The organism is Kribbella sp. NPDC049227 (genome assembly GCF_043197265.1).
In the GTDB taxonomy this organism is placed as follows: domain Bacteria; phylum Actinomycetota; class Actinomycetes; order Propionibacteriales; family Kribbellaceae; genus Kribbella.
The window spans coordinates 1,074,732-1,091,284 of the sequence record NZ_JBICST010000002.1; the positions used below are offsets into that span (position 1 = coordinate 1,074,732).

The 16,553-nt window shown below is 68.3% G+C and carries 19 protein-coding genes; 5 read left to right on the forward strand and 14 right to left on the reverse strand.

Translation table 11 applies throughout. The annotated features are described in order from the left end of the window. Positions 1 to 21 precede the first annotated feature (21 nt). The 3 genes from ACGFH6_RS11850 to ACGFH6_RS11860 all read right to left on the reverse strand — a co-directional run bounded on the left by ACGFH6_RS11850 (position 22) and on the right by ACGFH6_RS11860 (position 3,836). On the reverse strand, positions 22 to 777 hold the full coding sequence (locus ACGFH6_RS11850; protein ID WP_393382812.1) for a hypothetical protein: 756 nt from the start codon (positions 775 to 777) through the stop codon (positions 22 to 24). A gap of 113 nt (positions 778 to 890) precedes the next feature. Further along, complete coding sequence (gene ligA / locus ACGFH6_RS11855; RefSeq protein ID WP_393382813.1) at positions 891 to 2,888, reverse strand: NAD-dependent DNA ligase LigA; 1,998 nt, start codon at positions 2,886 to 2,888, stop codon at positions 891 to 893. Between the two features lie 39 nt (positions 2,889 to 2,927). After that, on the reverse strand, positions 2,928 to 3,836 hold the full coding sequence (locus ACGFH6_RS11860; RefSeq protein ID WP_393382814.1) for an NADP-dependent oxidoreductase: 909 nt from the start codon (positions 3,834 to 3,836) through the stop codon (positions 2,928 to 2,930). A 176-nt stretch (positions 3,837 to 4,012) separates the two neighbouring features. Between ACGFH6_RS11860 and ACGFH6_RS11865 the strand changes: the two genes are divergently transcribed. Continuing rightward, complete coding sequence (locus ACGFH6_RS11865) at positions 4,013 to 4,597, forward strand: hypothetical protein (protein ID WP_393382816.1); 585 nt, start codon at positions 4,013 to 4,015, stop codon at positions 4,595 to 4,597. Here the strand turns inward: ACGFH6_RS11865 and ACGFH6_RS11870 are convergent. The 4 genes from ACGFH6_RS11870 to ACGFH6_RS11885 form a co-directional block, all read right to left on the reverse strand. After that, positions 4,591 to 6,282 carry a SulP family inorganic anion transporter gene (locus ACGFH6_RS11870; RefSeq protein ID WP_393382818.1) on the reverse strand — a complete coding sequence of 564 codons (1,692 nt, stop codon included), beginning with the start codon at positions 6,280 to 6,282 and terminating at the stop codon, positions 4,591 to 4,593. The two genes, ACGFH6_RS11865 and ACGFH6_RS11870, sit on opposite strands and share 7 nt — an antisense overlap. A 130-nt stretch (positions 6,283 to 6,412) precedes the next feature. Beyond that, positions 6,413 to 6,691 (reverse strand): hypothetical protein, encoded by a 279-nt coding sequence (locus ACGFH6_RS11875; RefSeq protein WP_393382819.1) that lies wholly within the window; start codon positions 6,689 to 6,691, stop codon positions 6,413 to 6,415. A 101-nt stretch (positions 6,692 to 6,792) separates the two neighbouring features. Further along, entirely contained in the window at positions 6,793 to 8,097 is a 1,305-nt protein-coding gene (locus ACGFH6_RS11880; protein ID WP_393382820.1) for a cation:proton antiporter, read from the reverse strand. 9 nt (positions 8,098 to 8,106) lie between these two features. Then, on the reverse strand, positions 8,107 to 8,310 hold the full coding sequence (locus tag ACGFH6_RS11885; RefSeq protein WP_393382822.1) for a response regulator transcription factor: 204 nt from the start codon (positions 8,308 to 8,310) through the stop codon (positions 8,107 to 8,109). Positions 8,311 to 8,552: 242 nt separating this feature from the next. Between ACGFH6_RS11885 and ACGFH6_RS11890 the strand changes: the two genes are divergently transcribed. Next, positions 8,553 to 9,269, forward strand: coding sequence for a hypothetical protein (locus ACGFH6_RS11890; protein ID WP_393382824.1), 717 nt, complete (start codon positions 8,553 to 8,555; stop codon positions 9,267 to 9,269). Positions 9,270 to 9,302: 33 nt separating this feature from the next. Here the strand turns inward: ACGFH6_RS11890 and ACGFH6_RS11895 are convergent, their stop codons facing one another. From ACGFH6_RS11895 to ACGFH6_RS11920, 6 genes are all read right to left on the reverse strand, one after another. After that, on the reverse strand, positions 9,303 to 9,785 hold the full coding sequence (locus ACGFH6_RS11895) for a hypothetical protein (RefSeq protein ID WP_393382826.1): 483 nt from the start codon (positions 9,783 to 9,785) through the stop codon (positions 9,303 to 9,305). A gap of 22 nt (positions 9,786 to 9,807) precedes the next feature. Further along, the gene (locus ACGFH6_RS11900; RefSeq protein WP_393382827.1) at positions 9,808 to 10,242 is read right to left on the reverse strand and encodes a hypothetical protein; all 435 of its coding nucleotides are present in this window, start codon (positions 10,240 to 10,242) and stop codon (positions 9,808 to 9,810) included. Between the two features lie 145 nt (positions 10,243 to 10,387). Continuing rightward, a complete protein-coding gene (locus ACGFH6_RS11905) occupies positions 10,388 to 11,047 on the reverse strand; it encodes a hypothetical protein (protein ID WP_393382829.1) in 660 nt (219 codons plus the stop codon). Further along, positions 11,022 to 11,846 carry a hypothetical protein gene (locus ACGFH6_RS11910; RefSeq protein WP_393382831.1) on the reverse strand — a complete coding sequence of 275 codons (825 nt, stop codon included), beginning with the start codon at positions 11,844 to 11,846 and terminating at the stop codon, positions 11,022 to 11,024. The genes ACGFH6_RS11905 and ACGFH6_RS11910 overlap by 26 nt, the downstream gene beginning before the upstream one ends. A gap of 32 nt (positions 11,847 to 11,878) precedes the next feature. Continuing rightward, positions 11,879 to 13,180, reverse strand: coding sequence for a hypothetical protein (locus ACGFH6_RS11915; protein WP_393382832.1), 1,302 nt, complete (start codon positions 13,178 to 13,180; stop codon positions 11,879 to 11,881). Between the two features lie 87 nt (positions 13,181 to 13,267). Further along, complete coding sequence (locus tag ACGFH6_RS11920) at positions 13,268 to 13,684, reverse strand: hypothetical protein (protein WP_393382833.1); 417 nt, start codon at positions 13,682 to 13,684, stop codon at positions 13,268 to 13,270. A gap of 120 nt (positions 13,685 to 13,804) precedes the next feature. On the opposite strand from ACGFH6_RS11920, the gene ACGFH6_RS11925 reads away from it, so the two are divergent. From ACGFH6_RS11925 to ACGFH6_RS11935, 3 genes are all read left to right on the forward strand, one after another. After that, positions 13,805 to 14,305, forward strand: a complete 501-nt coding sequence (locus ACGFH6_RS11925; RefSeq protein WP_393382835.1) for a DUF1269 domain-containing protein — start codon at positions 13,805 to 13,807, stop codon at positions 14,303 to 14,305. A gap of 15 nt (positions 14,306 to 14,320) precedes the next feature. Continuing rightward, a complete protein-coding gene (locus ACGFH6_RS11930; RefSeq protein WP_393382836.1) occupies positions 14,321 to 14,797 on the forward strand; it encodes a hypothetical protein in 477 nt (158 codons plus the stop codon). A gap of 92 nt (positions 14,798 to 14,889) precedes the next feature. After that, positions 14,890 to 15,561 carry a GAP family protein gene (locus ACGFH6_RS11935; protein WP_393382837.1) on the forward strand — a complete coding sequence of 224 codons (672 nt, stop codon included), beginning with the start codon at positions 14,890 to 14,892 and terminating at the stop codon, positions 15,559 to 15,561. A gap of 18 nt (positions 15,562 to 15,579) precedes the next feature. Here the strand turns inward: ACGFH6_RS11935 and ACGFH6_RS11940 are convergent, their stop codons facing one another. Further along, positions 15,580 to 16,548 (reverse strand): HAD family hydrolase, encoded by a 969-nt coding sequence (locus tag ACGFH6_RS11940; protein ID WP_393382839.1) that lies wholly within the window; start codon positions 16,546 to 16,548, stop codon positions 15,580 to 15,582. Positions 16,549 to 16,553: the final 5 nt, after the last annotated feature.

Consider the following 16,553-nt stretch of genomic DNA (forward strand, 5'->3'; position numbering starts at 1 on the left):
TGAGCGGCATTGGGGGAGGGGTCAGTTGTCGTCTTCGTAGGCCACGGTCAGCCGGCGGTCGGAGCGGCGTACTCGCACTGCTGTCAGAACGCCGAGCAGGACGATCACCACGCCGACCATCTCCGCGGCCTCCTCGACGGCCATCGCCAGGTGCCGCCACAGGTATCGGGCGCCGGCGTCGGTGAGCAGGACGTTCACGACCTCCAGGCCCAAGGCTCCCGCGATCGACGTCGCGAGGCCGGCGAGGATCAGTGCTCGGGACCGGGCCGGGATGGCACGGAACGCCGGGACGAGGAAGAGGAGCGACAGGACGAGGGCCGCAGCGGCCGGGATCGTCCACCCGAGGCGCCCGAGCAGCGAGCCGGTCTCGAACACGCCAGAGGTCCACTTGGCGCCGCGTTCGTGCAGCGAGACAACCTCGTCGATCGACAGCAGCGCGAAGATGACAGCCAGAACCATCCAGGACCGCCCGGCGCGACCAGTGCCGGAGTCCGCTCCGGCCAGTCGGGCGACGGCGACGGCTACCAGGCAGCAGGTCACCAGGAGCGCCGACGTCCACCAGCTCGCCAGCGAGCGCTCCTGCGCGGCATTCAGCAGGCTCAGCACATCCGCCAGTACGCCGCCCGGACGCAGGAGGATCCGCACCGCGACGGCCACGACGTGCAGCGCCATGATCGCCGCACAGATCGGCAACAGCACCCGACCGACCGCGTACCGCGCATCCACCCGGGCGACCACTGGAGCAATGATCACGTCATGGGGCTTCGATAGCTGCATGGTGGTCCGCACGGTCTTCCGTCTCTGCCGATGGTCATCGGAAGCTAGCAACGGAAGCACGCGCCGAACCTTAAGCGAGGATTAGAGTCCTCTCACCTAGGCGGCCTGCTGGGTCAGCGGTTGAGGAGGTCGGCGGCTTGGAGTTGCTGCCAGATCTCGGATTGGTCGACGACGGTGACGCCGAGTTTCTCAGCCTTGGTGAGTTTGGCGGCGCCGACGTCGGCGCCGGTGATGAGGAAGTCGGTGCTGGCCGAGACCGAGGAGGCGATGGTGGCGCCGGCCTTCTCGCAGAGTCGCTGGAAGGCCGGGCGTGCGACCTTCTCACCGGAGCGGGGGTCACTGATGGAGCCGGTGACGACCACCGTCTTGCCGGCCAGCGGTGCGCCGGCCGCAACGACCGGTGGCAGGTCCTCCTCGCGTACGTCGAGCGAGACGCCGGCCGCGCGAAGCCGTTCGAGCTCAGGCCGTAGCCGGGTCAGGTGTTCGATCAGGGAGGCGGCGACCTTGGGACCGATGTCGTCGACGGCGACGAGCCCGTCGACGCCCGCGTCGGCCACCTCTTCCAGGGAAGCGAATCCCGCGCGGCACAGCCTGGCCGCGGTGCCTTCGGAGGCCATCGGGATCGCGAGGCCGATCATCGCCCGGCGGAGGCCGACCTGGCGGCTCGCGTCGATCGACTCGATCATGCGAGCGGCCGAGATGTCGCCGATGCGATCGAACTCCAGTAGCCGTTCAGCGGTCAGGTGGTAGAAGTCCGACGGGTGTTCGAGGATCCCGGCCTCGGCCAGGCGCTCGATCCAGACCCCGCCGATGGCGTCGATGTCGGCGGCCGCCCGGGACGCCCAGTGGATCAACCGCCGTACCGTCTGGGCTGGGCACGCGACGTTGGTGCAGAACAGCTCGCGGCTGTTGCCCTGCTCGATCAGGGGCTGCTCGCACGACGGGCACACGGCCGGCGGCACGATGTCCCGCTCGGCGCCGGTGCGCTTGGACGCGTCGAGTACGCCGGCGACGAACGGGATCACGTCGCCGGCACGGCGTACCAGGACCGTGTCACCGATCTTGATGCCGCGGGCACGGATCACCTCCTGGTTGGCCAGCGTCGCGCGGGTGACCGTCGTACCGCCGACGAAGACGGGCTCCAGCCAGGCGACCGGCGCGATCTTGCCGGTCTTGCCGACGTCCCAGACCACGTCGGCCAGCACGGTGGTCTTCTCCTCGGCGGCGAACTTGTACGCCAGCGCGCCACGTGGCGAGCTGGAACGGGTGCCGGCCGCGGCGAAGGCGTCCCGATCGGCCAGCCGCAGTACGGCGCCGTCCAGGTCGTAGTCCAGTTCGTTGCGTTGTTGCTCGATCGTGGCGATCACCGCCTGCGCCGCCGCGGCGTCGTCGCAGTGACGCATGTCGGCGACGGTGAATCCCATCGTCTGCAGCGCGCGCTCGAGATCGGCGTCGGCGCTGTCGCGGTCGCTGAGCAGGTCGAAGGCCAGGAACTGCAGGCGTCGTTCGGCGACGGTGGCCGGGTCCTTGGCGCGGAGTGTGCCGGCGGCGGCGCCTCGTGGGTTGATCAGAGGCTTGTCGGGGTGGGCGGCGTTGTAGGCGGCGAAGGTGGAGCGCAACATGACCGCCTCGCCACGGACCTCGGTGCGGTCCTGTACGTCGAGCCGGTCCGGGACTCCGTCCGCCAGTGCCCGCACTAGCGGGGTGACGTCGTCGCCCGTGGTCCCGTCGCCGCGGGTGATAGCTCGTGCCAGGCGCCCGTTCTCATAGACGAGGGCCAGTGACAGGCCGTCCAGCTTCGGCATGACCACCACCGACTGGCCGGGGAAGCGACCGAAAAAGGCCTCGACCTGTTCGGGCCGCGTCGCCTTCTCCAGTGACAGCATCGGCCGCGAGTGCCGGATCGGCGCATGCAGAACCGCGGGCGCACCCACCTGGTCCAACGGGTTCGGGTCGGGCGCCAGCTCCGGGCTGGCGTCGATCAGTGTCCGCAGCTCGTCCTCGATCGCGTCGTACTCCGCGTCGGCCACCGACGGCGAACCGCGGTAGTAGGCGTCCCGCAGCACGACGATCTGATCGGCAAGTTCCTGAATGCGCTCCCCAACGTCCACGGGCAGGACACTACCGGCGCGTCCCGACAAACCGTTGGATCAGTCCGAGGTCACCTGGATGATCGTTCTGCCGCGTTCGGTGAAGGCGGCGGGAGCGTCGGCCAGAGGACGGACGGCGCTGACGAGGGGGACGATCCGGCCTTCGTGCAGGCGGGTCGCCAGTTGGGCCAGCTGTTCGCGGTGCGGCTCGACCACGAAGAAGACGGCCCGGCCGTCCTGCGGGTGGATGGTGGGTGGATCGGCGATGGTGACGAGGGTGCCGCCCGGGCGCAGCAGCGCCGTGGAGCGGTCGCGGATGTCGCCGCCGATGACGTCCAGGACGACGTCGACTGCCCCGGCGTCCTCGAGGCGTTCGCCATCGAGGTCGAGAAAGGTGTGGACGCCCAGATCGGAGGCCATGGCCTGGTCGGAGGCCCGGCCGGTGCCGATGACGTGGGCTCCCGCATCGCGGGCCAGTTGTGCGGCGACGGAGCCGACGGCACCACCGACGCCGTGGATGAGGACGATCTGGCCCGCTTTCAGCTGGGCGTGGTCGAACAACGCCTGCCAGGCCGTCAGGCCGGAGATCGGCAGAGCGGCTGCGGTGACGTGGTCGACGTTCGCTGGGAGCGGGGCCAGATTGCGGGCCTCGACGGCGGTGAACTCCGCGAGGGTTCCGTTGCGGCTCCAGTCGGTCAGTCCGAAGACCCGCTGGCCGACCGTCAGCCCGGTGGTTCCGTAGCCGAGCTCGGCGACGACCCCCGACAGTTCGTGGCCGGGGACCGTTGGTGTGCGGTCCTGGCCGGCGCGGTCGGTCCACGTCCCTGGCCAGTCCAGCTCGCCACGGGTGAAGCCGGCGGCGTGCACTTGCACGATGACGTCGTTCTCCGAGGCGTGCGGATAGGGGAGATCGGTCAGGGTCAGTCCGCCGACGCCGGCCGCGCGGTCCCGGGCTGTGATGGCACGCATGAAGATCCTTGCGGTAGTCGTTGTGATGGTTCGACATCGACCGTACGCGCTCGCGGCCCGCGATCGGTGGGCCATTTGAGCGCGGCGGTGATGGGCCGCTTCCGCGGTGGATGGCCCACGACCGTGGTGCCGGATTGGACCAATGGTGCGGGCCTTTCGCGCCGTACCGTCGAAGCATGATCATTCCTGGTACGGCCGCGTCGTCAGCGGCTCTGGAGGTCGCCTCCGCGTATCTGTCACCCGCCCTGCTGAGCCATTCGCACCGCGTCTACGTGTGGGCGGCCGAGTACGGCACGCAGCAGGGCATCCAGTACGACGCTGAGTTGTTGTTCGCGGCTGCGATGTTCCATGACATCAGTCTGGTAGCGGAGTTCGACAGCCACACCGTCTCCTTCGAGGAGGCCAGCGGCCACGTCGCCCGGGTGTTCGCCACGGGCGCCGGTTGGCCGAGCGAGCGCCGCCAACGCCTCGGCGAAGTCATCGTGCGGCACATGTGGCCCGAGGTCGACCCGGCCGACGACCCCGAGGGTCACCTGCTGTCGCGCGCCGCAGCAGTGGACATCGTCGGAAAGAACATCGACGACTTCACCCCCGCCTTCCGAGCCGACGTACTCCAGCAATACCCCCGCCTCGATCTCACCGCCGAGTTCCTCGCCTGCTTCCAGGCCCAAGCCGACCGAAAGCCCACCAGTTCCGCCGCCCGCGCGATCCAGTCCGGGCTCACCAGCAGAATCGCCGGGAACCCCCTCGACGCTCACTGATCCGGGGTGTCGGTGCGATGGCCTACTGCCCAGGTTTCTGCTTCGTGTAAGGCCTTTTCGGTTGATTCCCCGACCAGTTCGCTGGCCTCGAAGACGGTGACTGGGCCGGAGACGTCGACTCGGTCGGTACGGCGTAGCAGTTCGGCCAGGCCGTGGTCCACACCGCTGAGGTACAGGCGGCCGCCTACCGTGTGCAGGGCGGCGGCGTAGTCGGCCAGGACCTTGACGAAGGTCGCGCCGACGGAGGTCCGGCCACGGAGCCGGAGTACGACGGCGGGTGCTTCGGCACCGGCCGGGTCGGGCAACCGGGCGCCCAGGGTGCGGGAACCGGCGTAGAGCAGGCTGCCGTAGACGTCGAGCACGGTCGTCTGATGGCTCGGCAGCCGCTCGGGAGCCGGGTGCTCGATCCACCGGCCGTCGCCGGCGGGCTTCAGCTCGACGACCTTGAGATCCATCGCCTCCTGGTTTAGTTGCAGCAGCAGCGACAGCGTCACGCCGAGCCCGACGGCGGCGGCGATCGGAAGGAACAACGTCGCGAGGAACGTCGAGACGATCGCGATCTGCGAGGTCGGGCCGGTGCGCATGATCGTCTTCAGCTCACCCAGCCTGAGCGAACCGACGGCCGCGAAGATGAGTACGGCGGCCAGGGTCGGCATCGCGACGACTCCGACCACGCCGGAGAAGGCCGCGAGGATCACCAGCATCCACAGGCCCGCACAGATCGGAGCCCACCGGGTGCGGCCGCCGACCGTCTGGTTCAGAGCGGTCTGGCCGACCGAACCGCCCACCGGTTGACCGCGGAAGAAGCCGGCCGCGAGATTGCCCACGCCCTGGGCGATGAAGTCCTGGTTCGCGTTCGAGACGGTTCCGTCACGGTTGGGTGCGGCCTCGGCGACCCCACTGCCCTGGACGAGGACTATGGCCGCGACGGCCAGCGCACCGGTCACCAACGAGAACGACAGCAGGCTGAGGTCCGGTAGGTCCGGCACCGGCACACCAGGCGGAATCTCCCCGACGTCCTCCACACGTGCCACCGAATCGGCGCCGGCGAGGATCACCACCGCGGTCGGGACGACGAGCGCGACCAGTGCGCCGACCGGAGCCAGCCGGGTCCGGGACAGGCCGGCCAGGATGCCGAGCGCCGCCAGCCCTGTCAGCAGGGACGGGATGTTGATCCGCGACGGATGGGTCACGATGTCGGCCGCCTTGGCCAGCGCGAACCCGCCACTGGCCGGCGCGCCGGTCAGGGCGGAGATCTGGCCGCAGAAGATGTTGACCGAGATCCCGGTCAGGAAGCCGATCATGACCGAGTGCGACACGAACCGCGTGTACCGCCCGAGCTTCGCGATCCCCGCCAGGATCATCACCACACCGGCGATGAGAGTCAGCAGGATCAGGGCGTCCGGCCGGTCCGCGGGATCCACGCCCGACAGCGCCGACCCGGCCGCCAGCGCCGCCGCCGTGGTCGTGGTGATCACCATCAGCCGGGTGCTCGACGACAACCCTCCTGCGACCGGACCGGCGAAACACGCGTACAGGCCGTGGATCGGGTTCACGCCGACGAGTACCGCGGCTGCCATCCCGTCCGGCACACTGCTGATCGCGCCCGGCAACCCGGCGACCACATCGGCGCGCACGCTCGGCCGCTCCGACCGCAGCCAACGGCGTACGGGATGTGCGCCCACGTCGGGTCGCCTCCTTCAGAAGGGCCCGCCTCATCCAGAAAGGGCCTCATCCTGTCCCGGCGCTGTCGAGCCTAGGGACCGGCGAACGCCGCGACCTCATCCCGGCCGGACGATCCGACGGACAGAGCGGCTACTCCGGTGTGCGGCTTCGTTCCGGAGAGAAGTCGCCGCACTGAGGTGGTTCGTCGATCCCCGCAGGGTGCGTGACTGCCGTGCGCAGTACCTCGGCGGCCAGTGCATCGACCGAGCAGTCGCGATATTCGGCCAGCACGATCAGGAGCATGGCTGCCTCGGCCAACTCGATGTGGTGATAGGCGGCGAGGACGTCGGCGGCCTGCTCTCTGAGCGCGGCCGTCTCGGGATCGTCGCTTCGGCGCGGATCGATTCCGTCGCCGGGCTGGAAGCCCATGATTTCAGACCTTCTGCTTGGTAAGCGGCATGGTGGTAACCGAATTCCAGAGGCGAATATAACCCCACACCGGCGACCGCGACACCGGGCGGGTGTCGTGGTCACGGCTGGTCGCGGCGAAGGGCGTCAGGGCTGCGGAGACCTCTCGACGTACGGCGTGATCGGGGTCCGCCGCTCTGGCCCTCGTCGGCCTGCTCGAGGTGCACGTAGCGGCGTCCGAGCGGACCGGCTGTGACACCGTGGAGTACGACGCTCAGGAACACAGTGAGCGCAACGACGGCGACGACCCGCTCGACCACCGGGATCTCGCCGAGCTGCTCCACCGCCAGCAGCGCGAACACGACCGATGCCAGGCCGCGCGGCCCGAACCATCCCACGAACACAACGGTCATGCGGTCCAGACCCGCGCCGAGCAGGGACAGGGCGACCGGAGCGATACGGACCACAGTCAGGCTCAGTACGGCGTACGCGAGGAGCGTGAGGTCGAAGTTGTGAAGGGCGATCGGCACCAGCGCGGCTCCGAAGAGGAACCAGACGGCGAAGGCCAGGACCTCGCCGAGCAACTCGGGTAGTTCGACGGCGGTGTCGGCGTCGATCGTCTGCTCGTCGAGAGCTGCTCTGAAGGCGATGCCGGCCACGAACGCGGCGATGAATCCGTTGCCGCCGAACGTGACGGCGAGGGCGAAGCTGCTGAGTGCGGCCGCAAGTGTTCCCAGTCGCCGTGCGCTCGTCGTCATCCAGTGCCGACGTGTGCCGACCGTCAAGAGCCAGGCACTCACTGTCCCGACCGCCAGGCCGGCGATGAGACCGACGGCGAGTTCGAGTAGCGCGCCACCGCCGTGGTCGGCGGCGCCGTCGTGACTTTCGATCCCGAGTTGGCCGGCGGCGACAGCCAGTGTGAACGTGACGACCGGTGTGACGATGCCGTCGTTGAGTCCACTTTCCACGTTGAGTGCGCGCCGCAGGCGGATGGGGATGAGGCGATCGTTGATCACCTGCGCGCTGAGGGCAGCGTCGGTGGGAGCCAGCGCGGCGCCGACGAAGCCCGCGAGTGCCCAGGTGAAATCGTCGAAGAGCCAGGCGGCCAGGAGCGAGCCCAGGATCACGGACAGGGGAAGGCCGAGCGCCAGCAGGCGGCCGGGCAGGCGGATGTCGTGTTTCAGCCTCGAGACGTTGACTCTGGCCGCATCGGAGAACAACAGGAGTGCCAGCGTCAGCTCCGCGAGCAGATGCACGGATGGGGCCTCGACGTCGACGGAGAGCAAGCCCCAGTCAGGGTTCCCCAGTGCATAGCCGGCCACCGCGAACACCAGCGGACCGGTGATGTTCCAGCGGGCCAGGAGATCCGAGGTCACTGCCCACGCAAGGACGAGAAGCGCGAGCGCCGCGAACGTGCCCTCTGTCACCGCCCCGCCTCAGGCCTCGGGGCGGGCGCTCAGTTTGCGCAGGATGCTCCGCACGTGGCTGCGGACCGTGTTGACCGAGACGTACATGATGCCGGCGATCTCTTCGGTCGTCAGCAACTCGGCGAGGTGGTCCAGCACCTCGTGCTCCTTGCTGCTCAAGGTGCTGGTGACGACGAGTTCGTAGCGGCTCCGACTCGATTGCTCGCCCGGCATATCCCCTCCCGGCGATTCGGTAGAACCATGCTGCCCCAGGACCGATGGCGGTAGCTCACCCCACCCGGGTGAGACGGCACTGCCTGTGCCAACTGCCGGACGGATGATCGCGCGCGGTCATGAACCCCCTGACCCGTTTCACCCTGGAAGGAGGAGGCGAGGATCTGCCGGCCCGGTGCATGCTGACGCTGAGCTCGATGGCGGAAGAACGCGATCGAGAACCGGGGCAAAGGACTGAGAACGTGAGCGAGCTGAGGCGGTCATCCGGCGCAGATCTACCCGATCCCGGCACATCCCACGGCACGAGCCGAACGATCCGGTCGTGGTGTGTCTATCTTGCCACCACAGTCGGGCTCGTCTGCGCGATCGCCACGTGGGGTCTGGTCGGGGTCGTCATCAGTGTGGTGGTGGTCGCGATGGCGGTAGCGGTGGTCGCCTCGTCCATGTGGGGAGGCGACGGACGGGTCGCGGTGGCCAGGGTCGTCCGGGTCACGCTCGGTGCCGGGCTGATGACGCCTGCCGCCGTGGGCCTGATCGCGGTCGCCAAGATCGCCGGCGTCCTGGTCGTGGTGATCCTGGCAGTGACCACGCCGGCTCTCACCTCGCTGTACCAGGCGCGACGGAAGGCCAAGGGGGATCGTCCCGTCGTACGGCCGGAGCCGACGACACCCTATGAGTCCGTGACGTCGCTTGCCGACAGTTCCGCTGCCGCCCCGGCGCCGGAGCTCAGTTCCCTCGGCGACGAGGCGTTGTGCTTGGCCTGGCGCCGGAGCTTCCGCCTGCTGGAGACTGCCACGACGGCTGCGGAGCGCCTCGCCATCGTCAAGAAGCGTCAGCAGTACCTCGACGAGCTCCAGCGGCGATCTCCGGAGGGACTCGCGGCCTGGCTCGCCTCCGGCGCACGAGCCTCCGGCAACCCGCTCCCGTACGTCGACGATGCGCGGCGCCGAGCCAGCTGAGTCGAGGACCCAGCTGGGGCGCCGCGCCGTCACTCAGACCATCGGTGGGATTCGCTGCTCGGTGGCTCGGAGCTGGATCTCTTCCTGCTCGTTCCAGTCCACGTCGCCCTGCCCGCCGATCCGCTCGTGGACGTCGGACCACCGGACGGTGAGCGCGAACAGTACGACGGTGTCCAGCGCGATCATCAGCAGAGACCAGACGGGGTTGGCACCCAGCCAGGCGATCTGCGTCACCGCGTGCAGGGACACGACCACGATGGCTGCGAACCTTGCCCACGTCTGCGCCGCGAGCAGGCCGGCGGCCACCGCCAGCAGGAGCAGCCCGGAGATGAGCAGTACCCATCCATAGCCGGTCGTGTCCACGACGACGAGGTGCTCCCGCGTCATCGCCAGACGTTCGTCGGTGAACAGGGCGATGAATCCCTGGAAGACGTTGACCATTCCGACGATCAGGAGCAGCGAGCCGGCGAACACAACGATGCCGGCCAGAGCGGCTCCACCTCTTTTCTCAGCCATCTCGTTCTCCTCTCGATGGCCGTCAGGCCTTGACATCGCGACCGTGTACGGCCAGCGCCCAGATGACGAAGATGTCGATGGCGATGATGGTCAGCGCCCAGAACGGGTAGTACGGGATGAAGGTGAAGTTGGCCAGAGCGCTCAACACCGCCAGGACGATGGCCACCACCCGCGCCCAGGTCTGGCCCGCCATGACCGCGAAGCCGGCCAGCATCACCGCGATGCCGAACAGCAGGTGGATCCAGCCCCACGCGGTGGCGTCGAACTGGAAGAGGTAGTTGCGGGTGGCGACGTAGAACTCGTTCTCGAAAAGTGCCACCAGACCGGAAAATGCCTGGAAGCCCCCGGCCATGATCATCATGACGCCGGCGAACAGGATGAAGCCGACGGCCCAGCCGCTGACCTCGTGTTCCTCGCTCGCGCCTTCGTAGTGCGATGCTGCTGCCCCTTGTGCCACTGTCGTTCACTCCCTAGTGCACACCGTGATCGAACTCCTCCGCTGGCGCGGACGATGACACCAGGCTGACGAGTCACCTCGGGCCGGGCATCATCCCCAGGGGACGATCGACACTGCTCTCCGACGCGGCCGCCTGACCGTGTGCTCAGATCTCGACGCTGATCGGGAAGGTGGCGATCCAGGCGATGGCGGTGACGAAGACCAGGCAGCCGGCTCCGATGAGGATCCAGCGCAGCCGGCGGCGGGCGATCTTGGTGCTCATACCGGCGAAGAACAGCACCACGGCGTACAGAACGACGGTGAGTACATAGTCGCTGGCTATCTGTAGGTCGCGACGAACCTCGGCCGCGGACGCTTCGGCGGCCGCGTCGAGTCGTTCGGCCTCCTGTCGCGACGCGAGCTGGTACTGCGGCATGGCGAAGGGCGTCGGCGGCGCATCCGGGTTCGTGACCGGGTGGGTTGCCATCCAGGCGTCGAACGCGGGCCGGAACTCCGGGCGGAAGCGGGCGGCGTAGAAGTCGGCGATCTCGGCCTCGCCGCGGCGATCCGCGTCCACCCAGGCGATGAACGTGGCGACGTCCACCTGGCTCTGGGCCTGGGCCTGGCCTTGGGCCCGGGCGGCGTCGATCCTGATCGCGTTCGTGCGGCCGGCCGCCTTGGCCTGTTCGCCGTTCCACCGGGTGGCCTGGTAGCTGCTCCACGAGGTCCCGAGGGCGGCGACCACCAGTAGGATGGTGACGATCACCTCCTGCCAGGTGCGGCCGTGCTCGGTCCGCTCGTCAGCGCCGGTTGCCACGGTCGTCACACGGAGGTGTCACATCGAGGCCGATCATGTGGAGTTCGGAATCGATCAGGCCGATGGTCCGGACCATCGCGGTGGGCTGGAGTCTGCCCACCCCTTCGCCGTGCGGATGGTCGAAGAACACGAGCAGGAACAGCAGGAGCGTGATGACCACCGTGACGCTGCCCATCAGGACGCCCTGCGTCACCGGGCCTTCGGACGGGTCGGCGAAGAACAGCAGGTACACGAAGATCACCACCGAGATCACCCCCAGGACCAGCCACAAGGGCACCGGGATGATCCCCTCCGCCCCGTGCACCCGGTCGACGCGTGCCTGTTCCCGGTTGGCGGTCTGATCCATCCAGCGGTCGTACGCCGACTGCTCGACCGGCGTCTGCGGGTTGACGGCCGAGATCGTCCGGAACATCTCCGCGCCCCAGGGGTTGAGGGAGTTCCCGAGCGTGCCGGTGTCCAGCGCATCCCACTCGACCCCGGCGACGGACCGTGCGTAGCAGATCAGCTCGCCGCTGAGCTCCGCAGCGGTCTGGTCGGGCAGGAACTGGGCCGTCTCGACCTGCTGGGCCACAATCGTCGCCTCGGACTCGGCGCCGGACCGCGACTGGTCGTAGGACGTGAACGACAAGAAGATGATGAAACCGAGCAGCACGGAGAAGCCGGTGGCCAGCACACCGAAGACACCCGAGGCGCGGTCACCGTCACTGAAGTAGCTGCCCTCCGGCGCCCGCCTGCGCACGAGGAGCATCGCGGTGACGGTGACCGCGGTCGCGACGGCCATGATCACGGCGGCAAAGACGAGGTTCATGGGAGCCTGCCTGCCGCCGCTGTCACAGCCGGCTAGTTCGCGGTTCCGGGCACGGCTTCCGCCGGCGGGACGGGACGCGAGGCGGCTGTTGCCCGGCCGGCACCGACCAGGACTTGCAGGACAGCCAGCAGTCCGACCACCAGTGCGAGCGACCAGAACAGCCTGGACAGCGAGACGTCGTTGCCCCAGAGCAGTACGACGACACCCAGCAGACCGACCGCCACGCGCAACCACCGGACGTTGGACGCGACCCATCCGCCGGCGCTGCCGACCGGGCCGGGCAAGGCTGCCCCGACGCTTTCCAGAGCATCGTTGACGACCGTACGTACGGCAGTGCCATACCTGTTCTGTCCCGCGAACCAGCCGATGACCACGAGGATCAGGCCCAGCCAGAGGAACACCTGCCGGCCGCGATCGAGGTAGGCGAGCAGCGTGTCGTAGAAGACCGCGCTGGCCGGACCGAACGTCGTACCCGCCAAGGCGTCGATGAACAACTGCCGTCCGATCGTCAGCGCCAGCGCCACCAGTAGCGCGTTCGCGGCCAGCAGGACTCCGATGATCACCGTCGCCCGCGGACGTCGACGGGCGAGCACCAGCGCCAGCAGGTAGAGCCCCGCCACCAGCACGATCAGCCATTGGGCCAGCGGGTTCGCGAACGCGTAGATCGTCCGGAGTTGCTTCAGCTGCGGCGCTTCCATCAACACGATCTGCTTGTCGACGTTGGGGACAGGCACGTTCTGCAGGATCGTGAGTCCCCGGTCGACCAGGCGTTGCTTGACCCGATCGATGACATCGGAGACGTCGAGGACGATCTGGTCACCCTGCAGCGACACGGCCCCGGACTCGTCACCCTTCAGCAGGCGCTGGAGGGACTGCTGGGCCCTGGTGTTGATGGCCGTCCAGAGGTCGGCGAACTCGTCCGAGGCGAGGAACTCCCGCACCTGGCGGTCGACCAGACTGTTGATCGCGGCAGACAGCGGCCCCACCAGTCGCTGCAGACGCGGCCGGTCGGTGATGACACCGGAGAACGCGTCGTTGAGGATCGCCTCGATGTCGACCTGTTCCTGGATCGTGTCGGTGACCTTCGTCGCGATGGCGGCCTGGACCTCCGGCGAGTTCACCAGGGGGCCGACGGTGTTCACGTAGCGCGTGGTGTCGTTCAGCGTTCGTTGGCCCCAGTACGCGATCGCCGCCGGCGTCGTCAGCAACGCCGCCAGCACCAAGCAGATGATGACCGCGGCCGAACGCCCCTTGGACGGCCGGTTCACCTCGGGCGCCTGGACGGGCACGCTGCGTTCTGGACCACCGGACTGCGTGGAGTCTGGGACAGACATGCTGCGCCTCCTCGCCTGTCGGCTAAGGGATCGATCGTCTCTGCCGCGGGCGAACGGAACCTCACCCCGCGCGGATGATCCTCGGGATCACGCCGTGGCGGTGCCGGGATAGCCGGGTGCCTGGCGGCGCTGGGTCCAGCCGGCGCCCCAATGAGCGATGTCGAGGAGGCCCGCGAGAACGATCCAGAACCAGTCGAAGCCGGACAGGCCGCCGCCGGTGTAGAGGATGACGTACATCAGCGTCGCGAACGGAAGGAAGATGATGCCGAGCAGCGGCCAGATCCACGTGTCGAAGGCGTTGTCCACCAGATTGGGGCGCGCCACCCACACGATGAACAGGCCGAGACGCGGAAAGAGCCCGGCAAACAAGGCGAACAAGCACCCCATGTCATTCCTTTCGCGCAGCACTGGTAGCCCCGAACGGGCCGACAGCCGACTTGGATCGTTGCGCGAGGCCCTCCGGTGAGCATCATCCGTGCCGGATGAATTGACCCGGGCGGTCACGCCCAGACACGACCTAGTCCGCGCGGGGTGAGGCTTTCCGCCGGGGCCGGCGGAATGGTGAGCACGAGAGGTCCGTCGGACCGCGCGCGGTCGCGGTCGCCCGATCCAGAGGAGAGACCCGTGGGATCTGACAGCAAGGCTCCAGTCGATCTGTACATCGCCGCCTACCCGGACGCCGGGGCAGCGCAAGGTGACTGGGACGCGATCAAGCAAGCCGCTTCGGACGACGTGATCAAGGTCGACGGGCTGGTTCTCGTCAGCCGCGACTCCGACGGCAAGATCAACGTCGACGACGACTTCCACACGGCGGCGAAGGGTGCGGCCTGGGGAGCGGTCGGGGGTGCGGTCATCGGCCTCATCTTCCCGCCCAGCCTGCTGGCGAGCGCAGCGGTCGGTGCGGGTGCGGGTCTCGGTATCGGTGGCCTCAAGTCCCACCGGGAGAAGAAGGCGATCAAGGCTGACGTCGAGGACACCCTGCCGCTCAACAGCTCGGGCATCGTCGCGCTCTTCGAGGAAACGTGGGTCACGGATGTCGACAAGGCCCTGTCGCACGCGGACAAGGTGACCAAGCACGAGGTCGACGCGGACAGTGCGACGGAGGTCAAGAAGGCGGCCGGTTAGTCGCGAGGCGAACCCGTGCCGCGAACCGGCGTACGTCGATCGGTCGTCGCCGCGCTGGTCACGGTCGCGCTGCTCGTCGTACCGATGGCCTGCAGTGACAGCTCGACCGAGGGTACGACGAATCCGTCACCGACCGCGGCGCCGGCAACGGGGGAGCCGACGGCGGATTGCGCTGCCCTGTCGGCGCTCAAGTCCTCGCTGGACACCCTCGGGAACGTCAAGCCGGTGCAGGACGGTCTCAACGCGCTGACCACCGCCATGGCCGGCGTCAAGACCAGCCTGGGAGCCGCGGCAGCTTCGGCATCAGCCACGCTGCAGCCCGCCGTCGAAGGTGTCCGGACGGCGTTCTCGGAGCTGGAAACCGCGGCCAGTGGCCTGAGCGCCGACAACCTCAAGCAGAAGGCTCCGGCGATCAGCACCGCGCTGCGCCAAGTCGGTACGGCGGCCTCGTCGTTGGCGACAACGCTGACCCAGAGCTGTCCAGCAGGCTGACCGCCGGCCGTCACAAGGAGCGCTGCGATGAAGGACTGTCCGTCGGTCGCGGACCCGCACCTCGCGCTGATCGCCGGCGAGGAGGGTCAGGCATGGGCGGCGTGATCGGCGAGATCCTTCCGCTGGCGCTGGGCGTCGCGATCAGCCCGATCCCCATCATCGCGGCGATTCTCATGCTGCTGTCGCCGAACGCGCAGAAGACCAGCGTCGGGTTCCTCGTCGGCTGGATCGCCGGGATCGTCGTCGCGACCGTCGCCTTCACCCTGCTCTCGGCCGTCCTGCCCGAGAAGGACCCGAACGCCTCGAATCCGGTCCAGGGCACGATCAAGATCGTCCTCGGCGTGCTGCTGATTCTTCTGGCCGCCAAGCAGTGGCGCGGCCGTCCACGCGGCCAGATGGCGCCCGAGCTGCCGAAATGGATGTCCGCCATCGACACCATGACCCCGGTCAAGGGTCTCGGCCTCGGCTTTCTCCTGTCGGCGCTGAACCCCAAGAACCTGATCATGGCCGCCGGGGCGGGCATCGTGATCGGTGGTGGCAATCTCAGCAACGGTCAGACCGTCGTCGTCATCGTTGTCTTCACGGCGATCGCCGCGTGTTCGGTCGCGGTACCTGTCATCGCCTACCTTGCCGCCGCCGACAGGATGGCCCATCCGCTCGAGTCTCTGCGCACGTGGCTGGTCCGGGAGAACGCGGTCGTGATGGCGGTCCTTCTCCTCGTCATCGGCGTGGTCATGATCGGCAAGGGGATCGGGAACTTCTAGCCGTCCCCCGGCCGTGCCTCAGGCTTTGTCGGCGAAGACGGTTGCCCAGTCGTTCTTGATGCTGACCACGGTCCAGTCCTGGCTGCGAGCCTGCTCGAGTGACGTCTCGGCCCCGGCGGTGTAGCTGAACTCGCGTTCCTCGTCGTCGTGCAGGATCAGCAACCGCAGCCCGGGTCGCGACGGATGCCCGGCGTACCGGAGCATCTGGATGTCGCCGTTCGAGTTGCCGCCGGCAACGACCGGCCGCCGGCCGATCCGGCTCCAGATCCGGACCGGCTTCATCGGCCCGTCGTCGAAGACGTCCATCTCCGCCTGGTAGACGACCGATCCTCCACTGTCGTCGTCGTGGTACCGCAGGCCGGCCGAGCTGCCGATGATGCGCTCGGCCGGAATGCCGTAGATCTCCTCGGTGACCGGTCGCATGAAGTCGCGGTCGCCTCCGGACGCGATGAACGTCGTGAATCCGTTGGCCTCGAGATAGCGCAACAGTTCGACCATCGGGAGGTAGGTGCACTCGCGGAGCAGCCGGCCGAGCGTCGGATGGCCCGTGGTCAGCAGGAAGCGCTCGGCGAGCTCCGCGTAGGTGTCGACGCTCATCTGCGCGAACGCCCGGAGGATGCCGCCCAGGAGAACCTTCACATCGCCGTCGTCGCCGTGGTAGTGCTTGGTGACCACGTTCCCGAGCCAGGCGTAGTCCCTGTCCCGGGCGGCCTGCCACGGCTGCTGCGTGCGAAGGATGGGGTCCTGTTCGGCCATCTCGGCCAGCTGCTGCAGGGCGAAGCCCAGCTCGACCGGCATCGGCTTCTCGCACCACAGGGTGCCGTCGTTGTCGAACACCGCGATCCGTTCGGAGGGCGGCACGTACTGCGCCCCGCCCTCCTGCACGGCCCGGTCGACGTAGTCCACGATCGCCTGCCGGGCGGCGGTGTCCTGCCAGGACGACAGCAGGGCGTCCGACCGCACGACTCGTTCGTGATCCGTTGTCATCCCGG